The 23,295-nt window shown below is 57.5% G+C and carries 18 protein-coding genes; 7 read left to right on the plus strand and 11 right to left on the minus strand.

What is annotated here, in order from left to right:
* The first annotated feature begins 160 nt into the window (after nt 1-160).
* From ACEWZM_RS15030 to ACEWZM_RS15045, 4 genes are all read left to right on the plus strand, one after another.
* Nucleotides 161-1,009, plus strand: coding sequence for an outer membrane protein assembly factor BamD (locus tag ACEWZM_RS15030; RefSeq protein ID WP_414007206.1), 849 nt, complete (start codon nt 161-163; stop codon nt 1,007-1,009).
* Between the two features lie 27 nt (nt 1,010-1,036).
* Complete coding sequence (gene recN / locus ACEWZM_RS15035; protein WP_414007207.1) at nt 1,037-2,683, plus strand: DNA repair protein RecN; 1,647 nt, start codon at nt 1,037-1,039, stop codon at nt 2,681-2,683.
* A gap of 113 nt (nt 2,684-2,796) precedes the next feature.
* Nucleotides 2,797-4,488, plus strand: a complete 1,692-nt coding sequence (locus ACEWZM_RS15040) for a chloride channel protein (protein WP_414007208.1) — start codon at nt 2,797-2,799, stop codon at nt 4,486-4,488.
* Between the two features lie 216 nt (nt 4,489-4,704).
* Complete coding sequence (locus ACEWZM_RS15045) at nt 4,705-4,896, plus strand: hypothetical protein (RefSeq protein ID WP_414007209.1); 192 nt, start codon at nt 4,705-4,707, stop codon at nt 4,894-4,896.
* 404 nt (nt 4,897-5,300) lie between these two features.
* On the opposite strand, the gene ACEWZM_RS15050 is transcribed toward ACEWZM_RS15045, so the two are convergent.
* From ACEWZM_RS15050 to cobS, 5 genes are all read right to left on the minus strand, one after another.
* Nucleotides 5,301-5,642, minus strand: coding sequence for a DUF427 domain-containing protein (locus ACEWZM_RS15050; RefSeq protein ID WP_414007210.1), 342 nt, complete (start codon nt 5,640-5,642; stop codon nt 5,301-5,303).
* A gap of 62 nt (nt 5,643-5,704) precedes the next feature.
* Complete coding sequence (locus tag ACEWZM_RS15055) at nt 5,705-7,507, minus strand: aminopeptidase P family protein (protein ID WP_414007211.1); 1,803 nt, start codon at nt 7,505-7,507, stop codon at nt 5,705-5,707.
* A 268-nt stretch (nt 7,508-7,775) separates the two neighbouring features.
* Entirely contained in the window at nt 7,776-9,653 is a 1,878-nt protein-coding gene (cobT, locus tag ACEWZM_RS15060; RefSeq protein WP_414007212.1) for a cobaltochelatase subunit CobT, read from the minus strand.
* Entirely contained in the window at nt 9,650-10,351 is a 702-nt protein-coding gene (locus ACEWZM_RS15065; RefSeq protein ID WP_414007213.1) for an aspartate/glutamate racemase family protein, read from the minus strand. The genes cobT and ACEWZM_RS15065 overlap by 4 nt, the downstream gene beginning before the upstream one ends.
* 18 nt (nt 10,352-10,369) lie before the next feature.
* A complete protein-coding gene (cobS, locus tag ACEWZM_RS15070) occupies nt 10,370-11,356 on the minus strand; it encodes a cobaltochelatase subunit CobS (protein WP_414007214.1) in 987 nt (328 codons plus the stop codon).
* A 426-nt stretch (nt 11,357-11,782) separates the two neighbouring features.
* Between cobS and ACEWZM_RS15075 the strand changes: the two genes are divergently transcribed.
* Nucleotides 11,783-13,861: a DEAD/DEAH box helicase gene (locus ACEWZM_RS15075; protein ID WP_414007215.1), complete on the plus strand. Its 2,079-nt coding sequence runs from the start codon at nt 11,783-11,785 to the stop codon at nt 13,859-13,861.
* 92 nt (nt 13,862-13,953) lie between these two features.
* Here the strand turns inward: ACEWZM_RS15075 and bla are convergent, their stop codons facing one another.
* Both bla and ACEWZM_RS15085 read right to left on the minus strand, forming a co-directional pair.
* On the minus strand, nt 13,954-14,838 hold the full coding sequence (gene bla, locus ACEWZM_RS15080; RefSeq protein ID WP_414007216.1) for a class A beta-lactamase: 885 nt from the start codon (nt 14,836-14,838) through the stop codon (nt 13,954-13,956).
* A 253-nt stretch (nt 14,839-15,091) separates the two neighbouring features.
* Nucleotides 15,092-15,715: a DnaJ domain-containing protein gene (locus ACEWZM_RS15085; RefSeq protein ID WP_414007217.1), complete on the minus strand. Its 624-nt coding sequence runs from the start codon at nt 15,713-15,715 to the stop codon at nt 15,092-15,094.
* 118 nt (nt 15,716-15,833) lie between these two features.
* On the opposite strand from ACEWZM_RS15085, the gene ACEWZM_RS15090 reads away from it, so the two are divergent.
* On the plus strand, nt 15,834-16,088 hold the full coding sequence (locus tag ACEWZM_RS15090; RefSeq protein WP_414007218.1) for a BolA family protein: 255 nt from the start codon (nt 15,834-15,836) through the stop codon (nt 16,086-16,088).
* A gap of 74 nt (nt 16,089-16,162) precedes the next feature.
* Here the strand turns inward: ACEWZM_RS15090 and ACEWZM_RS15095 are convergent, their stop codons facing one another.
* On the minus strand, nt 16,163-16,858 hold the full coding sequence (locus ACEWZM_RS15095; protein ID WP_414008051.1) for a DUF4177 domain-containing protein: 696 nt from the start codon (nt 16,856-16,858) through the stop codon (nt 16,163-16,165).
* A 252-nt stretch (nt 16,859-17,110) separates the two neighbouring features.
* On the minus strand, nt 17,111-18,625 hold the full coding sequence (gene gatB / locus ACEWZM_RS15100; protein ID WP_414007219.1) for an Asp-tRNA(Asn)/Glu-tRNA(Gln) amidotransferase subunit GatB: 1,515 nt from the start codon (nt 18,623-18,625) through the stop codon (nt 17,111-17,113).
* A gap of 250 nt (nt 18,626-18,875) precedes the next feature.
* Here gatB and ACEWZM_RS15105 point away from each other — a divergent pair, with 250 nt between their 5' ends.
* Entirely contained in the window at nt 18,876-21,236 is a 2,361-nt protein-coding gene (locus ACEWZM_RS15105; RefSeq protein ID WP_414007220.1) for a Tex family protein, read from the plus strand.
* 20 nt (nt 21,237-21,256) lie between these two features.
* Here ACEWZM_RS15105 and ACEWZM_RS15110 read toward each other — a convergent pair whose 3' ends face one another.
* Both ACEWZM_RS15110 and ACEWZM_RS15115 read right to left on the minus strand, forming a co-directional pair.
* Entirely contained in the window at nt 21,257-22,612 is a 1,356-nt protein-coding gene (locus tag ACEWZM_RS15110; protein ID WP_414007221.1) for a hypothetical protein, read from the minus strand.
* Nucleotides 22,613-22,777: 165 nt separating this feature from the next.
* Nucleotides 22,778-23,227: a hypothetical protein gene (locus tag ACEWZM_RS15115; protein ID WP_414007222.1), complete on the minus strand. Its 450-nt coding sequence runs from the start codon at nt 23,225-23,227 to the stop codon at nt 22,778-22,780.
* Between the last annotated feature and the right edge of the window lie 68 nt (nt 23,228-23,295).

The raw sequence follows: 23,295 nt of genomic DNA on the forward strand, positions 1-23,295 counted from the left end.
TTTGGCCTGTGGCGCGCTGCGTACCCTTGACCCCGCGACGCTTTCTCTGCCAAGTGGGCGGGAAATCGGTTAAAGACGTTTTGCGCGTCAATTGAATGTGCTAGACCGGGCAGAACCGGGGTTCACACCCGTAATTAAATGACGGTGAGGTTAGGCGATCATGATCGGCATGGGGGCGGCAGCCAAAACCATCGGCGCGGTTCTACTCGTAGCTGCGCTTTCTGGATGTGGTGGAGACGGGGGCGCGGCGAAGAGCTCGCAACCGCTCGAAGGCTTTACGCCAGAACAGATCTACGAACGCGGTGAGTTCGAGATGGAGCGTAACCGGACTGAGGATGCGGCCTTCTATTTCTCTGAGATCGAGCGGCTGTATCCGTATTCATCCTGGGCCAAACAGTCATTGATCATGCAGGCCTATGCCTACCATCTGGGTCGTGACTACGAAGACAGCCGTGCCGCAGCACAACGCTATATTGATTTCTACCCGACTGAAGAAGATGCCGCTTATGCGCAATATCTTCTGGCGCTGAGTTACTATGACCAGATCGATGAAGTCGGGCGCGATCAGGGGCTGACTTTTCAGGCGTTGCAATCGCTGCGTACCGTGATCGAGGTTTATCCTGACAGCGAATACGCGAGCTCTGCCATCCTGAAGTTTGACCTGGCCTTTGACCATCTGGCGGGCAAGGAGATGGAGATAGGCCGTTATTATCTGCGTAAGGAGCATTATACCTCTGCAGTTAACCGGTTCCGTGTCGTGGTCGAGGATTTCCAGACCACCACCCATACTGCAGAAGCGCTGCACCGTCTGGTCGAAGCCTATCTGTCGCTGGGCCTTGTGAACGAGGCGCAGACCGCCGGTGCCATACTGGGCCATAACTATCAATCGACCGAATGGTATGAGGACAGCTTTAAGCTGTTGACGCAAAACGGGCTGAAAATGCGCGATGTCGGCAACAACTGGCTGAGCCAGATCTACCGTCAGTCCATCAAGGGGGAGTGGCTGTAGTCGCCACTTCCACACTGGGGCCGGGCTATGCTGCGCGCGCTTGATATCCGCGATATCCTGATCATTGACCATCTCGAACTGAATTTTCAGCCGGGTCTCAATGTGCTGACCGGTGAAACCGGTGCCGGGAAATCAATCCTGCTGGATTCACTGGGGTTTGTCCTTGGATGGCGGGGACGTGCCGAATTGGTGCGTCAGGGCGCGAAACAGGGCGAGGTCTTCGCCGAATTCGAGCTAACACCGGATCACCCTGCACATGCGGTGCTGGCCGAGGCAGGGTTGCCAGGCGGCGATACGCTGTTGTTGCGCCGGGTGAACACGGCGGAGGGGCGCAAGACGGCCTGGGTGAATGACCGCCGTTGCTCGGGAGAGGTATTGCGTGCTTTGTCGGAGACTCTGCTTGAGCTACACGGCCAACACGACGACCGTGGCTTGCTCAACCCGCGTGGTCATCGGGCAATGCTGGACGAATTTGCGGGTCTGGGTGATATGTTGGTGGCTGTCCGCGACCGCTGGACTGCGGCGAGCCGCGCTCGCAAAGCAGTAGCTGAAACGCGGACAGCGCTGGAGGCTATTCGCGCCGAAGAGGATTTCCTGCGCCATGCAGTGGCCGAATTGGACACTTTGGATCCGCTACCGGGCGAGGATGGCGCATTGGATCAGCGCCGCCGCGAGATGCAATCCGCCGAACGTATTCGAGGCGATATTCAACGCGCACAAGGGATTCTCGCCGATGGAGCGGAGGCGGCATTGGGTGACGCACAACGTTGGCTCGAAGGCGTGGCCGATCAGGCTCAATCCGCGCTGGATGCACCGATAGCAGCATTGCTGCGGGCGATGATCGAATTGGGAGAGGCACAGGATGGTGTGACTCGTGTCCTTGATGGGTTGGAATTCAATCCCGGTGAGCTGGAAGATTGCGAGGAGCGCCTGTTCGCTATCAGAGCCCTTGCACGCAAGCATGATGTGCTGCCGGATGATCTAGGTGGTTACGCTGATACACTGCGCCAAAAGCTTGCAGCGGTGGATGCCGGCGATCAGGATCTCGCTGAACAAGAGGCTGCGCTGGCAGAGGCCGAAGCCGCCTATACAGGGGCAGCTGCACAATTGTCATCCGCGCGGCGCGAAAGAGCAGCTGCGCTGGATGCAGCAGTGATGGCAGAGCTAGCCCCGCTGAAGATGGAGCGCGCGGTCTTTGAAACGCGCCTTACAGAGGCAGAGCCGGGGCCTGAAGGTCAGGACGCTGTCGCGTTCACAGTTGCAACAAACCCCGGTGCTCCGGCAGGGCCGCTGAACAAGATCGCTTCCGGTGGTGAATTGAGCCGTTTCCTGCTTGCTCTGAAGGTTTGTTTGCATGGTGAAACGGGCAACCAGACCATGATCTTTGACGAAATTGATCGCGGTGTTGGCGGTGCTACTGCGGATGCGGTTGGTCGTCGATTGAAGTCACTGGCCGATGGTGGGCAGGTTCTTGTGGTCACCCATTCGCCGCAGGTTGCCGCACAGGGCGCGCACCATTGGCGGGTACAGAAGCAGGTGATCGACGGGCAGACTTTGTCACAGGTCGTTCCCCTAGACGCGACTGAACGTGTCGATGAGCTGGCGCGCATGGTTTCAGGTGATACAATCACTCCAGAGGCTCGCGCTGCCGCTAAGGCGCTGTTGGTGGGCTGACGTAGAGCTACTGATTTAATTGGCTAAGCTGTTGAGTTTTCATGATAGCTTAACTCGTTTGTCGATATTTTACCGTCAAAAGACACAAGAACGACACCGGGATAATCGGGATCATGCCACAGACCATACGTTCCGCCATTTCTACCCTCATCGCACAGGGCGTTGCCGGAACGTGGAATGTGTGGCGGGTGTTACGCCACCGTGGGCCGAGCCAATTTCAGTTCTGGCTGATCGCACTGTTGATCGGAATCGCCGCAGGGTTTTCAGCGCTATTCTTCCGCAAAGGGATTTCAGCTCTCCAGGCGTGGGTCTATGGCGCTGATGATGTGGATTTTCTACATAGCTTTGCTCAGGATATGCCGTGGTACTGGTTGATCCTTATTCCAACCCTTGGTGGGCTGATCGTGGGACTGATCCTGCACAGGTTTACGCCGGATGCCCGTGTGCGATCTGTAGCTGATGTGATCGAGGGTGCGGCGCTCGGAGATGGCCGGGTGGAAGTCCGTGCTGGTCTGGCCTCTGCGTGTGCGTCCTTTCTGACCCTTAGTACGGGTGGCTCAACCGGGCGCGAAGGCCCTGTGGTGCATCTGGCGGGTGTGATTTCCACATGGATCAGCAACCGTATTCAGGCGGATGGCATCACTGGGCGAGATCTGCTTGGCTGTGCTGTAGCGGCGGCGGTGTCGGCCAGTTTTAATGCGCCTATTGCCGGCGCGCTCTTCGCGCTTGAGGTGGTGTTGCGGCATTTCGCGGTGCATGCTTTTGCCCCCATTGTGATTGCATCTGTCGCTGGGACCGTGATCAACCGTCTGGAATACGGCGATGTGACGGAGTTTGATCTGATCACGCCAGGGGCGCTGCAATTCTATGTAGAACTGCCTGCATTCCTGATGCTTGGGCTGATTTGTGGTCTTGTCGCGGTCGTATTGATGCGGTCAATTTTCTTAGCAGAGCAGATTGGCAACGCGCTTCAGGATCGGATGCTCTTGCCGCGCTGGCTACGCCCGGCTGCGTCTGGTTTGCTCCTTGGCGTGATTGCCGTTTGGTTTCCGCATATCATTGGCGTTGGCTATGAGACGACGGTACTGGCATTGACGGGCGCTTTGGTGCTGCATCAGACTATTCTCTTTGCCGTGGTAAAAACGGCCGCTGTCGCCGTTACCATGGGCGGCCGGATGGGCGGCGGTGTCTTCTCACCAGCACTGATGGTCGGGGCACTGACGGGACTGGCCTTCGGACTGATTGCTACGGCAGTGCTGCCGGATGTGTCGGGCACGCATACGCTTTATGCCTTTGCTGGAATGGGCGCGGTCGCGGCAGCGGTACTTGGCGCGCCGATTTCCACCACACTGATTGTATTTGAGCTGACCGGAGATTGGCAGATCGGCCTGGCGGTAATGGTGGCGGTGTCCATGTCTACAGCACTTGCCTCGCGCATCGTTGACCGCTCATTCTTTCTGACCCAATTAGAGCGGCGCAATATTCGCTGTGCAGCGGGCCCTCAGGCCTATCTGCTGTCAACGCTACGCGTCGGTTCCGTGATGCGTCCAATACGGGATCCGGGCTGCGTTAGCGCAGAGGATTGCGCCGAGTTGATCGAGGAAGGGCTGTCCATAAAGGCCTCTGCCTCGCTTGAAGCGGCGATGCCGATTTTTGATCGGGCCGGGCTGGCTTATCTGCCCGTGCTTGCTGACGACGAGACCAGCGATAATTCGCCGAATCTTGTTGGGGCCCTTTACCATATTGATTCGCTCAAGGCCTACAACCGCGCACTGGTTGCCGCCGCTGCGGAAGAGCACAGTTAACGATCTCGGATCACGGCAGGGCGTGGTCGATTTGCGACATTTTCGACAAATCGATCTCGTGAAACAAAATACTCTCGTAAAAGACGATCAGAAATCTGTGATATTTCTGAAACGGGTGCGCGGTTTTCTTGTGGATAAAATTTAACCTTTATCGGTTCATTGACTTAAGTATGGTTAACATAAACGCAATAGTGATCATTCTTCGGAAGTGAAAACATGCAATTCAAGAAAATCAGCTCGACAGAAGCTGAACACACGGCGAAGGCAGTTGAGCAGGAAAATGAGCGTGCCTCCTATGAGGCATTGATCGACTATGTTGTTCAAAACGCACGGGATGCACAGATGTTTCGTACCGGCGAGTCCGTAGAAGCGGCGCGTCAGCACTTGTGTCAGACCATCCTTAACTGACAATGCCACAGCCGTTCGGCGGTCTGTTTCTGTTGTTAATTGGTATCTTATTGTTTCTTAAAATCGATGTGCTCTGATCCGGTAAAAACACCGGGTTAATATAGTTGTGTAACGGAAAAAATGACCGTTATACGTGAGCCGTGCTTTGGAAATTAGCTACGATAGCTCGCGTCTAGTAGAACGTTTACCTCCTGTGAGTGGTCGTATTTTGACCTTGCAGGAGGCGACTATCGTGAGCTCGCAGCGATGCTTGTGTATAAATAGCCTGCATGCAAACGGACATTTTCGACGTTACGATAGTTCCACTCTGTTAGGCGGATCACTGCTTATCCATCAAAAAGGGCACCCCGTGATGGGGCGCCCAATAGATCATCGCAGCGAATTTTCGCCGATAATCAGATTGCTCAGATTTGTTCAACCTTCACCGTGTCACTTGTTATGAACGCGAGGTGCTCTTTGATCTCGGCAACGGCGTCCGACGGGGCTTCATAGCTCCAAACCGCGTTTTCAGTCACTGACGACTTGTTCACAATTGAGAAGTAGGTGGCGTCACCCTTGCTTGCACAATGGGTGGTTTTGTCGCTGCGATCCAGAAGCGCGAACGCAATGTCGCTACGTGGAAAATAGATGACGGGCGCGAGATCGCCCTCGCTCAGCTCGAGAGCGTTGCTGCTCTCTCCAAGTACAGCGCCACCGGAGCGCACCACCCAGGTGCCAGTTGCCTTGCGAATTTGAATCTTTGTCATGTTCTATTCCTTCACGTCGTTCGTCACGGATCAATGTCGTCTTCAGATGTAACACTGCGGTATCACAGCGGTGCCGTAGCGGCATCCAACCAGCGTAGCGCCGCGTCAGTTACGTTGGGTCCAATCTTGGCCAAGACCGCTGCATGATAGGCATTCAGCCAGTCTCGTTCTGCCTTTGTCAGCATGTCTGCGACGATCAGTCGCCGGTCAAGTGGGGCGTAAGTCAGCGTACGCCAGCTTAGCATGTCTCGCTCTGGGTCGGCGGTGTCCAATGCAGATGCCGGTTCAACCACCAAAAGGTTCTCGATGCGAATACCAAAAGCGCCTTCGCGGTAATAGCCGGGTTCATTTGAGAGGATCATGCCGGGGTCAAGTGGGACCGTGCCTGCACGGCTAAGCCGTTGGGGGCCCTCATGCACACTGAGAAAAGCACCAACGCCGTGGCCAAGCCCGTGGTTGAAGTCCTGTCCGACCAGCCAGAGCGGCATCCGGCCCACAGCCTCGATGTCGCGACCGGCAAGGCCTTTGGGCCAACGCAAGCGAGACATGGCAATCATGCCCTGCAGGACGCGAGTGTAGGCCTGTTGCGCTGCAGGAGGGGGCGTGCCGATTGCCAGCGTGCGGGTGATGTCGGTGGTGCCGTCCAGATATTGCCCGCCGCTGTCCAGAACCAGAAGATGACCATCTTCCAATACCGAATTGCTGTCTTCGCTCACACGGTAGTGAATGATTGCGCCATTGGGGCCGGTGCCGGAAATGGTTTCAAAGCTGATGTCGCGCAGATTTGGATCTTTGCGGCGTTCGGTTTCAAGATGTTTGACGACATCAATTTCGCTGACACTGCCGGGCGTTTGGGCATCCAGCCAGGCGAGGGTTTCAACGACCGCTACGCCGTCGCGCAGATGTGCGGCTGCACTTCCTTCGATCTCGGCAGCGCATTTGCGGGCCTTTGGCAGGGCGCAAGGGTCACCCGCGGCCACCAAGCTGTCGCCGAGCTGATCGGCAACGATTTGGGGCAGGGATGCCAGATCCACAGCGACCGTGGCGGCTTCATCCTCTGACAGGGCAGCAACGACCGCCAAGAAGGTCTCCGGCGGATGGACCGTGACATCAGAGCCAAGCTGACCGGTTACATCGGCGAGTTTTTCAGCGGCCATGAAAAGATCGACTCGTGCGTCGCTGTGCAGGATGGCAAACCCGTGTGCGACGGGGTTGTGGGCGATGTCACTGCCACGGATGTTCAGTAGCCACATAATACTATCGGGCAGAGTGATCACCGCAGCGTTGTGCCCGGCGTTGCGCAAGCCTTCGGCAAGAGATGCGGTTTTTTCAGCAGAAGATAGGCCTGCATATTCAAGTGGCTGCGCCATGACTGGCTGCATTGGCGGCGCGGGCTGATCCTGCCATATGCGGTCTACCAGATTATCTGATTGCACAAACTCGATGCCATGGGCCGTGAGGGCTTTGGTCAGTGATTGCATCTGGCTGGCAGAGTGCAGCCAGGGATCGAACCCGACGCGCCCGCCCGTCGGCAACTGTGCCTTTAGCCAATCGGCGAGCTGCACTTCGGGCCAGTGAACGGGAGTAAAAACATCAGAGACTTGCTGTTTCACCTGTGTGCGATAGCGTCCGTCAACAAAGACACCTGCGATGTCGCGCAGTACGGCACAGAACCCTGCGGAACCGGTAAACCCGGTGAGCCAAGCGAGACGCTCATCGCCGGCGGCCACATACTCGCCCTGATGCGCATCAGCGCGCGGCACCAGGAAGCCATCCAGCTCTTCACGTTGCAGTCTCTCGCGGAGGGCCTGCAGTCGGGGCGGACCTTGCTCTGGGCGGGTCGCGACGTCAAAGCTCTGGTACATCGTGGCACTCCATCAGTATACGGCGGGTCTGTACCGTTGCCACACCATCGTTTCTGACGGTAGGTTGCGCGGAACACGTCGCAGGCAAAGGCAGGTACAAGGGGAAGGCGCGCCAAATGCGGCGCGCGCTGTTGACTTGTTGTTCCAAATCCAGAGGCTGCTGGCAACCCCTGTAACAGATCATCTGCATCAGAATGGGCGTCGCCAATGAATCAAAAGCCCCGCACTCAGGCGGGGCTCTTCTACGTGCGCGCATTCAGGACAAGCATTAGCCTGCGCGTTTCATCCCCATGACGCGGGCACGGGCGCGTGGGTCGCTATCAAACAGGGCTGCTAGCTGCTCGGTCATCGCCCCTGCCAGCTGTTCCACATCGGTGATGGTTACAGCGCGGTCGTAGTAGCGGGTTACGTCATGGCCGATGCCGATGGCCAAAAGCTCAACCTGCTTGCGGCGTTCCACCATGGCGATCACATCGCGCAGGTGTTTTTCCAGATAATTCGCAGGGTTCACCGACAATGTACTGTCATCAACCGGTGCGCCATCGGAGATCACCATCAGGATCTTACGAGCCTCCTGCCGAGCAACCATGCGACGGTGCGCCCATTCCAGCGCCTCGCCGTCGATGTTCTCTTTCAGCAGCCCTTCTTTCATCATCAGGCCAAGGTTGTCACGGGTCCGGCGCATAGGCGCATCGGCGGCCTTGTAGATAATGTGGCGCAGATCGTTCAGGCGACCGGGGAGTTGCTGGCGGCCATCGTTCAGCCATGCTTCACGGGCGAGGCCGCCTTTCCAGGCGCGCGTAGTGAACCCGAGTATCTCGACTTTCACATTGCAGCGTTCCAATGTGCGCGCCAGAACATCGGCGCAGATCGCTGCGATGGAAATTGGCCGGCCACGCATGGAGCCGGAGTTGTCGAGCAGAAGCGTTACGACGGTATCGCGGAACTCCGTGTCTTTTTCGCGTTTGAATGACAGAGGTGTTGTGGGGTTTGCAACCACACGGGCCAAACGGCCTGCATCCAAAATGCCTTCTTCCAGATCAAACTCCCATGAGCGGTTCTGCTGGGCTTGAAGGCGGCGCTGCAATTTGTTGGCCAGACGGCTGACAGCACCTTTCAGCGGTTCCAACTGCTGATCAAGATAGGCGCGCAGGCGCTCCAGCTCGGCAGGTTCAGCCAAATCCTCAGCAGCGATTTCCTCGTCGTGGGTGTCCAAGAAGACCTTGTAGTCAGGATCGGCGTCAGAAGCCGGTTGCGGCGCTGGCGGCTCCAGAGGGGCCTCGCCATCAGGCATTTCGGTGTCTTCGGTAAGATCCTCATCAGCCATCTCATCCATTGAGACCTGCGCCTGACTTTCGTCCTGCTGCTGTTCCTGGGCCTGCTCTGGATTTGCGTCAGCTTCTTCTTCGTCGGAATCATCCTGCCCGCTGCTATCGGGATCTTGCTCCTCGTCGGCGTCTTCTTCGGCGTCGCTGTCCTGTTCATCATCAAGCTGATCAGGGTCGTCGCCAAGCTGGTCGCCATAGCCAAGATCGGTGATCACCTGCCGCGCAAATTTGGCAAAAGCGGCCTGATCTTCGATGGTGTCGTCAAGATTGGTCAGCGTGTCGCCGGCCTGCTGTTCGATAAATCCGCGCCATAGTTCCATGACATTGGCGGCGGCTTCCGGCATCGGGCGGCCTGTGGCGAGATGCCGGATCAGATAACCGGCCGAAACCGCAAGCGGGGCTTCGGTTGCCGATTTGATCTGATCATAGCCCTTGCGCAGGGCCTCGTTCTGGATCTTCACATCGATGTTGGAGGCGGTGCCAGGCATATGCCGCGCGCCCATTGCTTCGCAGCGGGCTGATTCTAATGCCTCATACAGGTCACGGGCCATGTCACCCGGAGGGGCGTATTTGGCATGCACGGAATCATCGTGAAACTTGTGGCGCAGCGCCAGAGCATCGGCCGTGCCGCGAGCCAAGAGAACCTCTTCGCGGCTCATCCGGCGCGTGACCTGTGGCAAGCGCATGCTGTCCCCAGACAGGCCGGCCGGGTCAACCGAGTAGGAAACGTTCAATTCCGGATCGTTCGCCATGACCTTAGTGGCCTCGGCCAGGGCTTTTTTGAACGGATCAGCAGGATTGTCGTTTTGTTTTTTCATTTTGTCGCGCTCACTTCATCGAGGTCGGTGTCACCCGCCGCAAGTTGGGCCAGCAGTTCCACATGTACATCCAGTGCGTCTACAACCCTATAGTCTGGGTCTTGTCCGTCAAAGGCTAGGTTCAGATCTGTACCTGCGAGAACAATCGCCTGTGCGTTCTGTGTTTCCACCAAACGTCGCCCAGCATTGAGAAACGCTTTGCTCAGTTGAGGGCTGCAAGTCCCGGCGGCGGCCATGTCCACATAGCTTTGACCCAAACTATCTATTTCATCATCCAAAGTTACGGCCCGTGTATGGGTCAACTGCCCGTACAGCTTGGTGCGCATCACTACACTTGTTCCAAGAAGGCCAACAGTGTTCAGCCCCTGCGCAGCAAAATAGCTATCCAGTGGAGATACGGCAGAGATCAATGGAAGGCTCGACAATGCGACCGTTTCGTCGAAACAAAAATGCCCCCCCAAAGAGGTGATAGCGGCACAATCAGCTCCGGCTCCATGTAATTGATCGATCAGTCCAGCATAAATATCTGCCTGGGCTGCCCTGTTATCTAGTCGATTGTTCCGAAGCAGATCCTGAACATCAGCATGCACAATGGTTAATCGGAGAGGCAGGTTGCGGGCAGCCATGACGGCGGTGAGCCGTTGATAGTAGACCACAGTGGCCGCAACACCGATCCCGCCAATCAATCCAATATGCATGTTCGTTCCTTTGCCTGATCAGCCCAGGCTCACGCTGGCAGCACTTTCGGGCAGTTCTTCGTCAAAACAACGCTGGTAGAACTCGGCCACGGTCTGGCGCTCCAGCTCGTCACATTTGTTCAGGAAGCTAAGGCGGAACGCATAGCCCACATCGCGGAAAATCTCGATGTTTTGCGCCCAGTTGATCACAGTACGCGGCGACATGACGGTCGAGAGATCTCCGTTCATGAAGGCGGTGCGGGTGAGATCGGCAACAGTGACCATCTGGCTGATGGTCTTGCGGCCTTTCTCGGTGTTGTAATGCGGTGCCTTTGACAGCACGATGGCGCTTTCGGCGTCGTGGCTGAGGTAGTTCAGCGTAGCCACCAGCGACCAGCGGTCCATCTGGGCCTGGTTGATCTGCTGAGTGCCGTGATAAAGACCGGTTGTGTCCCCAAGGCCAACGGTGTTGGCGGTGGCGAACAGCCGGAAGAACGGGTTCGGGGTGATGATCTCGTTCTGGTCAAGAAGTGTCAGCTTGCCATCATGTTCCAGAACACGCTGGATCACAAACATAACATCGGCGCGGCCGGCATCATATTCGTCGAATACGATGGCAACAGGGTTACGCAGGGCCCAAGGCAGGATGCCTTCGTGGAATTCGGTGACCTGCTTGCCGTCCCGCAGTTTGATGGCATCCTTACCGATCAGGTCGATCCGGGAGATGTGGCTGTCGAGGTTTACCCGCACGGAGGGCCAGTTTAGGCGCGCGGCGACCTGTTCGATATGGGTCGATTTACCGGTGCCATGGTAACCCTGGATCATCACACGACGATTGTGCGAAAACCCGGCCAGGATCGCCAATGTGGTCTCAGGGTCGAACTTATACGTTGCGTCGGTGGCGGGAACGCGGTCAGAGCCTTCGGCGAAGCCTTTGATGGTCATATCCGTATCAATTCCGAACACATCGCGCACCGAAAGTGTTTCGGTGGGTTTCGCGTTCATATCCAGCAAACCGTCGGTCATCGCAGTCGATCCTTATCCTCATCCGCGCAGCCGTCGTTGGCTGCGGGCAATCCGCTGGATTGGTGCCTCATCTTGTACATAATCGCAAGGGGCCAAGACCGGGTTTGACCAGCTGTCGCGGTGTTTGATCCCAATCTGGCCATAAGAAGCCTGTCGCTCACGACATATGCGTCAGGTTGCATAGGGTTTCGGCGAGCTCGCGGTGGCTCAGATCACTGTCACCACTGGCGCGTGAAACGCATAGCGGGGTTGCGTCTGCTGCTCGGTTCTGGGCCTGTTAGGATCAAATCAACCCTGTACAAAAGCGGTCAAAGTCGATATCAGCGCTCACTTGGATGATGCCATCCGCGTTCCTGCGCAGTCGGGGACATTCCCGATATCGGCGTGCCCTGTGGTGGCGCGCCCCGCAGCAAGCGAAATGAAATCTTGAAAACAGCACTCGAACAAGCGCTTCAGGCGCGCGGCTACGAGCATTTGACGCCCGTCCAACAAGCCGTTACCGCGCCCGAGCTGGATCAGTCCGACCTTTTGGTTTCGGCACAGACCGGTTCCGGCAAAACCGTGGGCTTTGGCCTTGCGATGGCCCCCACATTGCTGGGTGACGCAGAGAAACTGGACCGGGCGGAGTTGCCGCTGGCACTGGTCATTGCACCAACCCGCGAATTGGCATTGCAGGTCAAACGTGAGCTGGGCTGGCTCTATGCCGAGGCCGGAGCACATGTTGTGTCTACCGTTGGCGGTATGGACATGCGCGATGAGCGGCGCGCTTTGGAACGCGGTGCACATATCGTTGTGGCGACGCCCGGACGTCTGCGCGATCACATTATGCGTGGCTCCATCAACCTGTCGCAGGTTCGTGCGGTGGTTCTGGACGAAGCTGATGAAATGCTTGATCTTGGTTTTCGCGAAGATCTTGAGTTCATCCTGGGTGAATCCCCTGAGGAACGCCGCACGTTGATGTTCTCGGCCACCGTGCCGACGGGTATTGCGCGCTTGGCAGAGACCTATCTGAAAGATCACGAGCGGATCAAAACCGTCGCTGAAGCGTCGCAGCACGCGGATATCGAGTATCAGATGTTGGCTGTGGCACAGCGTGACGCCGAGAACGCCATTATCAACGTGCTGCGTTTTCACGAGTCTCCCAATGCGATTGTGTTCTGTAATACCCGCGCTGTGGTAAACCGGATGACCACTCGTCTGAGCAACCGCGGGTTTTCTGTGGTTGCTTTGTCGGGTGAGTTGACACAGGCTGAGCGGTCAAATGCGCTGCAATCCCTGCGCGATGGCCGTGCGCGGGTCTGTGTGGCTACTGATGTGGCCGCACGGGGGATCGACCTTCCTAAGCTGGATCTGGTTGTCCATGCGGATCTGCCATCCAGCCATGAGACCTTGTTGCACCGTTCGGGCCGTACCGGCCGCGCTGGACGTCAGGGTGTCTCGGCGTTGATCGTTCCGCCCAAAGCAAAGGGCAAGGCCTTGCGTTTGTTGCGTGCAGCCAAGATCACTGCAGAAACGAGCCCGGCCCCAAGTGCTGATGATGTGCGCGCCCGCGATTTCGAACGTTTATTGGGTGACAAAGCCTGGAGCGAACCCGTCAGTGAGAACGAGACCGCACCGGTTGCGGAGTTGATCGAACGGTTCTCGCCCGAGCAATTGGCCGCCGCCTATCTGCGTCTTTTCCATGATCGCCACAGCGCCCCCGAGGAGCTGAGCGATCCGCAGCACGACAAGCGCGACCGTGAAGAACGTGCGCCCTTTGGCCCGTCGGTATGGTTCTCAGTTACTGGTGGTCGTAAGGCCGGTGCCGAGCCACGCCGCTTGCTGCCGATGCTATGCAACGCAGGGAACCTGACCAAGGACGATATCGGCGCGATTCGTATTCAGTTCGACCAGAGCTATGTAGAAGTGCGTGAAAGCAGCGCGGATACATTCTGGGGGGCTGTCAAACATGGTGAGCTGGAAGAGGGCGCAACCGTTACACGCCTCGATAAAGCGCCTGATCTGCCCAAGACTCCACGCCCGCAGAACCGTGATGGCCGTAGCTTCCGCGATGATAAACGCGGCTCAGGAGGTCAGGATCGCGGTGACCGAGGAGATCGTGGTGAGCGTAGGCCTCAGGGCGATAAACCCCGCTATGATAAACCGCGTGGTGACAAACCATCTTACGGTGACAAACCGCGCGGTGAGCGTAAGCCGTATGGTGATAAGCCGCGCTCCGACAAACCGGCCTACGGTGACAAGCCACGCTTTGATAAGCCCAAGCGGACCGGTGAGGGTGGCAAGGCAACTGTAACGGCACGTGGGGATTCTGATCGCGGATCGGCGGCCTCGAAACCTGCCAAGCCAGCAGTTCCCGGAAAACCCAAGGGCGATTGGTCCAATCCCGGCAAATCCGGGCGTAAGGGGCCGCCACCGCCAAAGGGCAAGCAGAGCAGCAAGAAAAACAAGGCCCGTGCCACAACAGCGCAACCGGGCGGTAGCGCCCGGCCACAGCGCAAAGGCTGAGCCAGTCAAAAAAGCCACGGGGTATATGCTCCGTGGCTTTTGTATATCTGGCGGTCAGCGTACGCGACGGTCGCTGACTATCAGTCGGATGGTTATTTGCGGGCTTTGATTTCATCAATCATGACGCGTCCGATATCGGAAATTGCCTGATTGCGATCTGACAGTTCTACTGTTGTTTCGGTGATGTAGATGGCTGCGAGATATTGCTCGCCCTGTGTATCCTGCAAAAACGCAATCAGCCCACGCGAGCCCTGTGCACCGGCGCCAGTTTTATCACCGATACGCCAGCCTTTTGGCAGATGTGCCCGGATCAGATCATCAGCAAGCTGATCGCGCTCCATCCAATCGGCCAGCTGCGCGGATGACGTGTCAGTGAGCAGGGTGCCGAACAGCGCCTTGTTCAGGGAAGACAGAATGCTGCGCGGGGTCGTGGTATCGCGTGGGTCGCCTGGCGTACCGGTGTTTAGATCGGTCTCCCAGCGGTCTAAGCGCGTTGTCTGATCGCCGATCTGTTGCATATAGCCGGTAAACTCCTGCGGTCCGCCAAGGCGCTCCAACAGCAGATTCGTGGCTGTGTTGTCACTGCGGGTGATCGCGGCGTCACAGAGTTGACCGACGTTTAGCTGCGCATCTATGTGGTGTTTCGTGACATTCGAAAAGCCCACCAGATCTTTCTTGCGGATATCGACTTGTGCAGAGAGCTGTTCGAGCCCCTGGTCTACGCGGGACAGGATCGTGGCGCACAGCAATGGCTTGAACGTGCTGTTCAGTGGGAAGCGTGAGTCGGCGTCATGGGCGATTTCCCATCCAGAGGCTGGATGAATGAGAAGGACACCTATTCGAGCGTCCAGCCTATCTTGCCAGGCGCGAACAGTGGATGTGAGGTCCTCGGCCAAAGCTTGTGTTGCCAGAAGCAGAGCTATTGCAATAGCACCTGCGCTTGCGATGCATTTTGGATGGCGGTGAAATAGGAGCATGGATGTACTTTCTTTGCTCGGTGTCAATGTCGCCGGTGGATTCATAGAGCAAACCGGGATGCACCGATTTTGGTGCACCACGGAGCCTCAGGTTTTTTGGCTGGCTTTTTCGGGCACGGGGTCACTCTTGTCGAGAATGCTCAACTGGGCCTAGTGACGCTCGGCGGGAACCTGCGTGTAGATGTAGGGCAGGCACAAAAAAGCGCCGCTTGCGCGACGCCTTTTGTCTTTGTGGTTCACCCAGACGCGCCACCTATTTGAAGCTACGGCTGTCCTTGATCTGGTCCCAGGCCCAGACCACCTCTTGCAGCTGTTCTTCCTGACTGCGGTCGCCGCCGTTCATATCGGGGTGCAACACCTTGATCAGCTTTTTATAGGCCTTGCGGATATCGGCTTTGCTCCAGTCGTCCTTAGCCTCCAACACCTCCAGCGCGCGGCGCTCAGTGGGGGGCAGGCGACGGCCCGCCTGAGCCGACCGACCAGGATTGCGGGTGGCATTCTGGCCCAGGACCTGATGCGGGTCCTCGATGCCAAGTCGCGCCCAGGCTCTTGCTTCTGGGTCGCCCATTGGCTTGGTTTCGCGCTCCCAGACTTTGTCTTTGGATTGCTGGGCGTTCAGCTCGGCTTCGGTGGTGCCTTCGAAGAAGTTCCACTTGTTGTTGTACTCACGCACGTGCTCCTGGCAGAACCAGTAAAAATCATCCAGCACGTCGGGGGCTTTGGGCGCGCGGAATTTACCGGGCTCGTTGCAACCCTCCTTATCACAGACGCGGACGGATGTTTCCGACGCACCTGTAGCGGCCCGCCGGCCGCGGGGGTTCTTTTTCTTGGCTGACCGGATGGACATATCGAAACCAAAGGGATCTGACTTGGTCATGGGGCGCACCTTCTAGACGCAACTGTTCGACTCGGAGGCAGCAGTTTAGTCTAAGGGGCGGCAGATTGAAGGGGGCTGGGAAAATTAATACGGGGATTTTTATGCAGGACACGGCAGAATGAGCATTCGTGATGAGATTGAAGCCTGTTTGCGCGATGCGTTTGCACCGCGCGAGCTGCAGGTCGAGGATGAGAGCGATCAGCATATTGGCCACGCAGGCCATGACGGGCACGGCGAGAGCCATTTTAACGTGCATATCCGGGCTGACGCCTTTGCGGATATGAGCCGTGTTGCGCGGCATCGCACCGTGCACAAGGCGTTGGGCGAGATTGTCCCGCGCATTCATGCATTGGCGCTGGATATCAGCAGCTAGTCCGAAATTTCAGGCAAAGCCCCGCCGATGTGCCCTCAGGGCAACGTTGGCGGGGAATTCTGATTTTGCACTGGTCAACTTTTTGCGGTGTCGTCCGAAGACGGGTCCGCGTGGGTCAGTTTTGGTTCGCTTTTTCCGGTCGGATTTATCGCGGCACCGGGGGTGGTCGCGGTCAGGCTGGCACGGGCTTTCAGTGCCGCTGTCAGACCCGATACCGGGCTCAGTTCCTCGACGCCATCATCAGCCACCATCGCACGCGCACCACGTCCGGGAACAGCGATGGCACCGTCGGGGGCCTCCGGGTCACCTGCGATGGCGGTTGGGGTCGTTGCCGGTGCAGCGGTGGCGGGGCCGAGAGTTGGTACATGGGATGTCTCGGCGTTCGCTGGGTTTGGTGTCGCGGCAGGCATTGACGTATCTGGTGCGCTTTCTTGTGCTGCAACATGTTGGCCGCTGGTCTGAGCCGATGAAATCTGTGCACCGATTTGTGCGGCGAGTTGAGCCACCGCCTGAGATTGGAGTCGTTCTGCTGCGGATGGCAGCGCACGGCGGAAAATCAACACATTGCGCCAGTTGGTTGTCGAGCTGGTCAACCCGCTGCGCTCTTCGGAGGGCAGCAGTTCTGCGCGTTGATATTCCCAGCCCTCGGCGGCCATTTCGTTTAGTAGAATATCGATAGAATTGGCAAAGCGCGCTTCGGCGGTTTTGACCCCTTTGGCTTTGGTGCCCTTAGCTGGGGCGGGAACAACTTTATACTCAAAAGCTTGCATGAACGTCTCCTGTGTCGGCGGCAGGTTTAGCGCAAGCGTGCGAGGGGTCAAGCGTTCGTGTAGCATATGCGCGGGGTCCTGTCGGTTAGACAGAGTATAACACGGATTGCCCGGAGAACCTCCCGCTGGCGGCGTGGCTCTGCGCCAGCGATCACCAGTGCCAGTCGTGTGAAACTTTCGATGTACAGGGTAGCCGCCAACAAAAAGGGCGCTGCCAGAGCGCCCTTTGGGTTCAGATGTGGAATGCGGGGGTTACTCGCCGAGCTTCTTTGCGACGAGTTCATTCACCGCTTTGGGGTTTGCCTTACCACCGGTCGCCTTCATCACTTGACCAACAAACCAGCCGGCCAGTTTCGGGTTCACCTTGGCCTTTTCAACCTGAGCCGGGTTCGCAGCAATGATTTCATCCAGTGCTGCTTCGATAGCGCCAGTATCGGTCACCTGTTTCATACCGCGTGCGTCGACGATCTCAGCGGGGTCCCCGCCTTCGCTGTAGACGATTTCGAACAGATCCTTGGCAATCTTGCCGGAAATGGCATCCGAGGAAATCAGATCAATGATGCCACCCAATTGTGTGGGCGAAACAGGGCTATCGACGATTGACTTGTCTTCGTCCTTTTTCAGACGGCCGAACAGCTCGTTGATGACCCAGTTGGCGGCCAACTTGCCGTTACGGCCTTTGGCGGTTTCCTCAAAATAGGCGGCGGCTTCCACCTCGGCAGTCAAGACCGATGCGTCATAGTCTGACAGGTTGAAGTCTTTGACAAAACGCGCCTTTTTCTCATCCGGAAGTTCCGGAAGACTGGCAGCGATATCGTCTACCCAGGCCTGTTCGATTTCCAGCGGCAGCAGATCTGGATCGGGAAAATACCGGTAGTCATGGGCTTCTTCCTTGGAGCGCATGGACCGGGTTTCGCCTTTATCGGGATCATAAAGCCGGGTTTCCTGATCGATCTTGCCACCTGCTTCGATGATAGCGATCTGGCGGCGGGCCTCTACGTCGATGGCTTGCTGGATAAAACGCATGGAGTTCATGTTTTTGATCTCGCAGCGGGTGCCAAGATGGTCGAAATCCTGCGTTTCCTGATACTTTTCATACTGGCCCGGCAGGCAAACAGATACGTTCACATCTGCGCGCAGGTTGCCGTTCTGCATGTTACCATCACAGGTGCCCAGATACTGCATGATCTGGCGTAGCTTTGCGATATAGGCGGCAGCCTCTTCCGGCCCGCGGATATCGGGACGTGAGACGATTTCCATCAGGCAGACGCCTGTCCGGTTCAGGTCGACAAAGGACATGTTGGGATCCATGTCGTGGATCGATTTGCCTGCGTCCTGCTCCATATGGATCCGCTCGACGCGCACATTGCGTGCGGTGCCGTCACCCAGCTCCACCAGTACTTCGCCTTCGCCCACGATGGGATGATACAGCTGTGAAATCTGGTAGCCCTGAGGCAAGTCGGGATAAAAGTAGTTCTTGCGGTCAAAAGCGGACCAGAGGTTTATATCTGCCTTGAGCCCCAAACCTGTGCGCACGGCCTGCTCGATGCAGTAGTCGTTGATCACAGGAAGCATGCCAGGCATGGCCGCGTCCACAAAGGCCACGTTTGAGTTCGGCTCGGCCCCGAATTTTGTGGAAGCACCTGAGAACAGTTTAGCGTTTGAGCTAACCTGGGCATGTACTTCCATGCCGATGACCAGTTCCCAGTCATGCTTGGCGCCCGCGATCACCTTGGGCTTAGGGAGTTCATATGTCAGGTCAAGCATGGTTTTCCGCCGTATCCGAATGTCTATGTTTGGCAAGCGTTCTAGGCCCCCGCGCAGAAAGGGGCAAGAGGGCAATGGGCTGTTCGCTTGGGCTATACGTAGCTGTCTTGTGCTCACTTTCCTCGAAGGTCGGTGGAAACGGGGCTTCACAGACATTAGTGCGGGCCTCCGCTGTTGGTAAAACAAATGCTTGGCGAGGTCTGCCGACGCGGCTAAGAAAGACCTCCGAGTAGAGAGACAGGAGGTCGCCTTGGACACATCCGCCCGCATCAGCCAAACCATTGCCACAGAGATCGGTGCTGCTGCAAAGCAGGTAAGCGCCGCGGTTGTGCTGCTGGATGAGGGGGCGACGGTTCCGTTTGTCGCACGCTACCGTAAAGAAGCGACGGGGGGGTTAGATGATACACAGCTGCGGACCCTGGCGGAGCGCCTGGACTATCTGCGCGAAATGGAGAAGCGACGTGCGGCGATCCTGACCTCGGTCAAGGGACAGGATAAGCTGACCGACGATCTAGCAGCCACAATTGCGAAAGCCGAGACCAAGGCGCAGTTAGAAGATATCTATTTGCCCTATAAACCGAAGCGCCGCACCAAGGCGATGATTGCGCGCGAAAATGGGCTGGAGCCCCTTGCGGATTCGATCATGGCTGACCGTTCCGTTGACCCTGAGAGAGTGGCTGAGGGCTATTGTTCCGACGCGGTTGAGACGGTGAAAGATGCTCTAAACGGGGCGCGTGATATTCTGACTGAGCGGCTGAGCGAAAATGCCTCTCTGTTGGGCCGGTTGCGGTCGTTCATGCAAAAAGAGGCGGTGCTGACGGCCAAGGTTGTCGAAGGCAAAGAGCAAGAAGGCGCTAAGTTCTCAGACTATTTTGCACACACCGAACGTTGGGGCGATGTACCGTCTCACCGGGCGTTGGCGATGCTGCGCGGATCAAACGAAGGCGTGCTGACACTGGACGTTGGTCCAGAGCCGGAGACGGGTGTGGCGCGCGCGGAAGCGATGGTCGCCGCGGAACTGGAGGCTGGCGGCAATGGGCCTGGAGATGTCTGGCTGCGCAAGGTGGCAGGCTGGACCTGGCGTGTGAAACTTTCGCTGTCGATGATGCTGGAACTGATGGGCGATTTGCGTGGACGGGCACAGGATGACGCCATTCAGGTGTTTGCGCGCAATCTGAAGGATTTGCTGTTTGCAGCGCCAGCGGGCGCGCGACCGACACTGGGGCTGGATCCGGGCATCCGAACCGGCGTTAAGGCGGCAGTGGTCGACGCTACCGGAAAATTGGTGGCCACAGAGACCTTGTATCCGTTTCAGCCTAAGAATGATTTGCGCGGCGCACAGGTGTCGATCGTTAAGCTGGTCGCAGAACACGGCGTTGAGTTGATCGCCATCGGGAATGGCACAGCCAGCCGCGAGACTGAGCGGATGGTTGCCGAGGTGCTGGCCAACCTGCCTGCCAAGGTCAAGGTGCCGACCAAAGTTGTGGTGAGTGAAGCGGGTGCCTCTGTCTATTCGGCATCAGAATTGGCGGCGCGGGAGTTCCCTGATCTGGATGTATCCTTGCGCGGGGCTGTGTCAATTGCACGGCGGCTGCAGGATCCGCTCGCCGAGCTGGTCAAGATCGAGCCCAAGAGCATTGGTGTCGGTCAGTATCAGCATGATGTGGATCAGCATAAGTTGTCGAAATCACTGGAAGCCGTGATCGAAGACGTGGTCAACGGTGTGGGGGTTGATCTGAACATGGCGTCTGCTCCGCTGCTGGCGCATGTTTCGGGTCTTGGTCCCGGTCTGGCGGAGGCGATTGTCGCGCATAGGGATGTGAACGGGGCGTTTGTCTCCCGCAAGCAGTTGCTCAAGGTGGCGCGGTTGGGTCCCAAGGCATTTGAACAATGCGCCGGTTTTCTGCGCATCCGCGATGGCAAAGAACCGTTGGATGCATCCTCTGTCCATCCTGAGGCCTATGATGTGGCGCGTCAGGTAGTTGCGGCCTGCGGACGTGATATCCGGCAGATCATGGGGGATGAAAATGCTCTTAAAGGTGTACGGGCTGAAGATTTTGTCAGCGACAGTTTTGGTCTGCCCACTGTACGGGATATTCTGGAGGAACTGGAAAAGCCGGGCCGCGATCCGCGCCCGTCGTTTGTGACCGCATCGTTTAAGGACGGTGTTGAGCAAATTACCGATTTGAAACCCGGCATGGTGCTGGAGGGGACGGTCACCAATGTGGCGGCCTTTGGTGCTTTCGTGGATGTTGGCGTGCATCAGGACGGGCTGGTGCATGTGAGCCAGCTGGCAGATCGGTTCGTGAAAGATCCGCATGAGATCGTGAAGACGGGTCAAGTGGTGAAGGTCACCGTGACTGAAGTCGATGTGCCGCGTAAACGGATCGGCCTGACCATGAAAAAGGACGGCGGTGCCTCTGCCAAGGAAGATCGCACTGCGCGCGGACTTTCTAAAGGTGCAAGTCTGCAACGTGGTGGCAAGTCGAAAACCTCCGCAGGACCCACGGGAGGTCAAAACCACCAAGGGAACCGAGGGCGGGATCAAGGCGCGAGCCATGGCAACGGAGCATTGGGGGCGGCCTTGATGGATGCTTTCAAAAAAAACTGAAAATAGGCCGCGGGACCCGTCTATTCGGGTGAGACATGCAGCCCGGTGGCGGAGAACTCCACGCGCTGTCCGGCTTCGATTTCCGAGCGAAACAGCCCGGCGATGAATCGCAGTGCGTCGCGTCGCCCTGTGTCGGCAAAGCGGCGTGTGGAGGCAATGCGCAGGTTGTTGTCAAAACGCTGCGCAGCATGGGCCCAGATCAACGGGTGGATTTCGCGTAAGTGCCCTCGGATCAGCCATTCCGCGGCTTCAGCTATGTCTGAGCGTTGTGCGGCACTGTCCGATGGCGCATCTTCGCCATAGCGAAGGGCGACGGCGCAGTATGACGAGAGAAGATTGATCATTTCCTGATCGGGGCGCCGGGAGACAATGTCACGTAGCCCATCCATAAAGAAATCGATGTCGACGCGGGCGCATGCTTCCGGATCGAGAGCGATCGCGTCGAAATATACCCAAGCGTAACCGCCGGCCCCCCAGATTTCCTCAGTACGGGCGGCGGCGCGGCGGGCCTCCAGTTCCAGCGCTGAGTAACTGCCAAACCAACGCGGCAGCATATGCGTGCCGAGGCTGCGCATATGGCGATGATTGTCGGGATCCAAATCGATCAACGCTGCAAAGTCATCTGCAACCCGCGTAGCACTGGCGGATTTCTGCCCCGCTAGCAGTGCGGTTTGTGCTGCAGCAATGAAGGGACTGTCGAGCGCGACACCGTCCAAGGGGTGCAGAAGAGCGGCGGCCCTGTCAAAATGGGCCGCACAGCGTTGTCCATCGGCGATGGTGATGGACAAAACGTTGGAATAGCCGCGCCAGATCCACGCCACATCAATATGCGCAAGGGCGACCAGAGTGCGCAGATAAGGGTCATCACGGTGCTCGACGCACATCGTTTCCAGCCCCATAACGCCTTCGATCATCTTGCGTCGGTCGCCGGCGTGACCGACGCTGAGCGCATGTTCGACAGCATTTACCACGTCACTGCGCGCGCCATGGGCCAGAAGCTCGGCGGCGGGCAGGCCGTGTGCGGTATTCTTGCGCGCGTCATCGGATGTTGCGATGCGCCTTGACAACTCATCCCAACGATCCTGACGCGCCAGAAACTGCCCTTGATCCTGTAAAGTGCCACAGTCGCTATCATCCTGCGTTGGCTCGCAGACCGGAACGATCAGCTGCTCGGCGTTTTGTTTCGCCTGTCGCTTGGTCGGGATGGTGAGCCGGGGTAAGCGATGGGTGATTTCTTTTTGAAATGGTAGAGTGTCGGACGGTTTGCGGGTGTGCTCATCTGAGGTCCGCGCTGCTGTGATGTTGCCGCCACCTGCCAAAAGGTTTGAAAAAACCTGTCTGATAAGGTCACGCGCTGGTGTGTTTTTGTTGATCATATATATATCCAGGCTGGCAGCTTAATTCACTGGAAACAAACTGACCGGCCTTTGGGGCACAATCATGGCGTGAGCAGGCCATTGCAGTGGGCGATTTGGATATTTCAGTGGCAGGTTAACGCGCGTTAATATCTTGGCCGGATGATCTGTCGGATCGGGGTGGCTTCAGTAGATCCGGAAGTGATGCCTGACAACACGCACCCCAACGGCAGTCACAGCCTGCTCGAGTGCGCGGTGTGGTGGCTGACAATCCGGTGGAATGCGCAGCCGCTTGCCGTCAGTCATATGGACTGTCGCACGGTGGGAAAAATCCCAACGCTTGTCGAGCCGTATATGGCTGATCTGTCCCAAGGGGATCTCAGTTGCACCTGACGCGTTGCGCCAATAAAGCCGCGTTTTATCCAGATTAAAGAGAGCGGTTGGGTTGCGCCACAGCTCCCATAGTCCCGGTAGCAAAGGTAGGATCAGTATGGCGGTGATCCAGACCGCCGCCGAGAGCAGCACGAACATACCCAACACCGCAGCCGCCCAAAGGCAAACTGCGAAGATCAGACGCGGCGAACGGGCTGTGCGGGTATATTGATAAGTCTCTGCATGCGAGGGTGTGTCAGTCATCTCGCGTACCTTACTTGATCGTTTATACTTGGAATAAGTGCGGCAGCGGGCAGGTGGGCTGCCCGCTG

The sequence above is a fragment of the Phaeobacter cretensis genome (assembly GCF_047372505.1).
Taxonomy (GTDB): domain Bacteria; phylum Pseudomonadota; class Alphaproteobacteria; order Rhodobacterales; family Rhodobacteraceae; genus Phaeobacter; species Phaeobacter cretensis.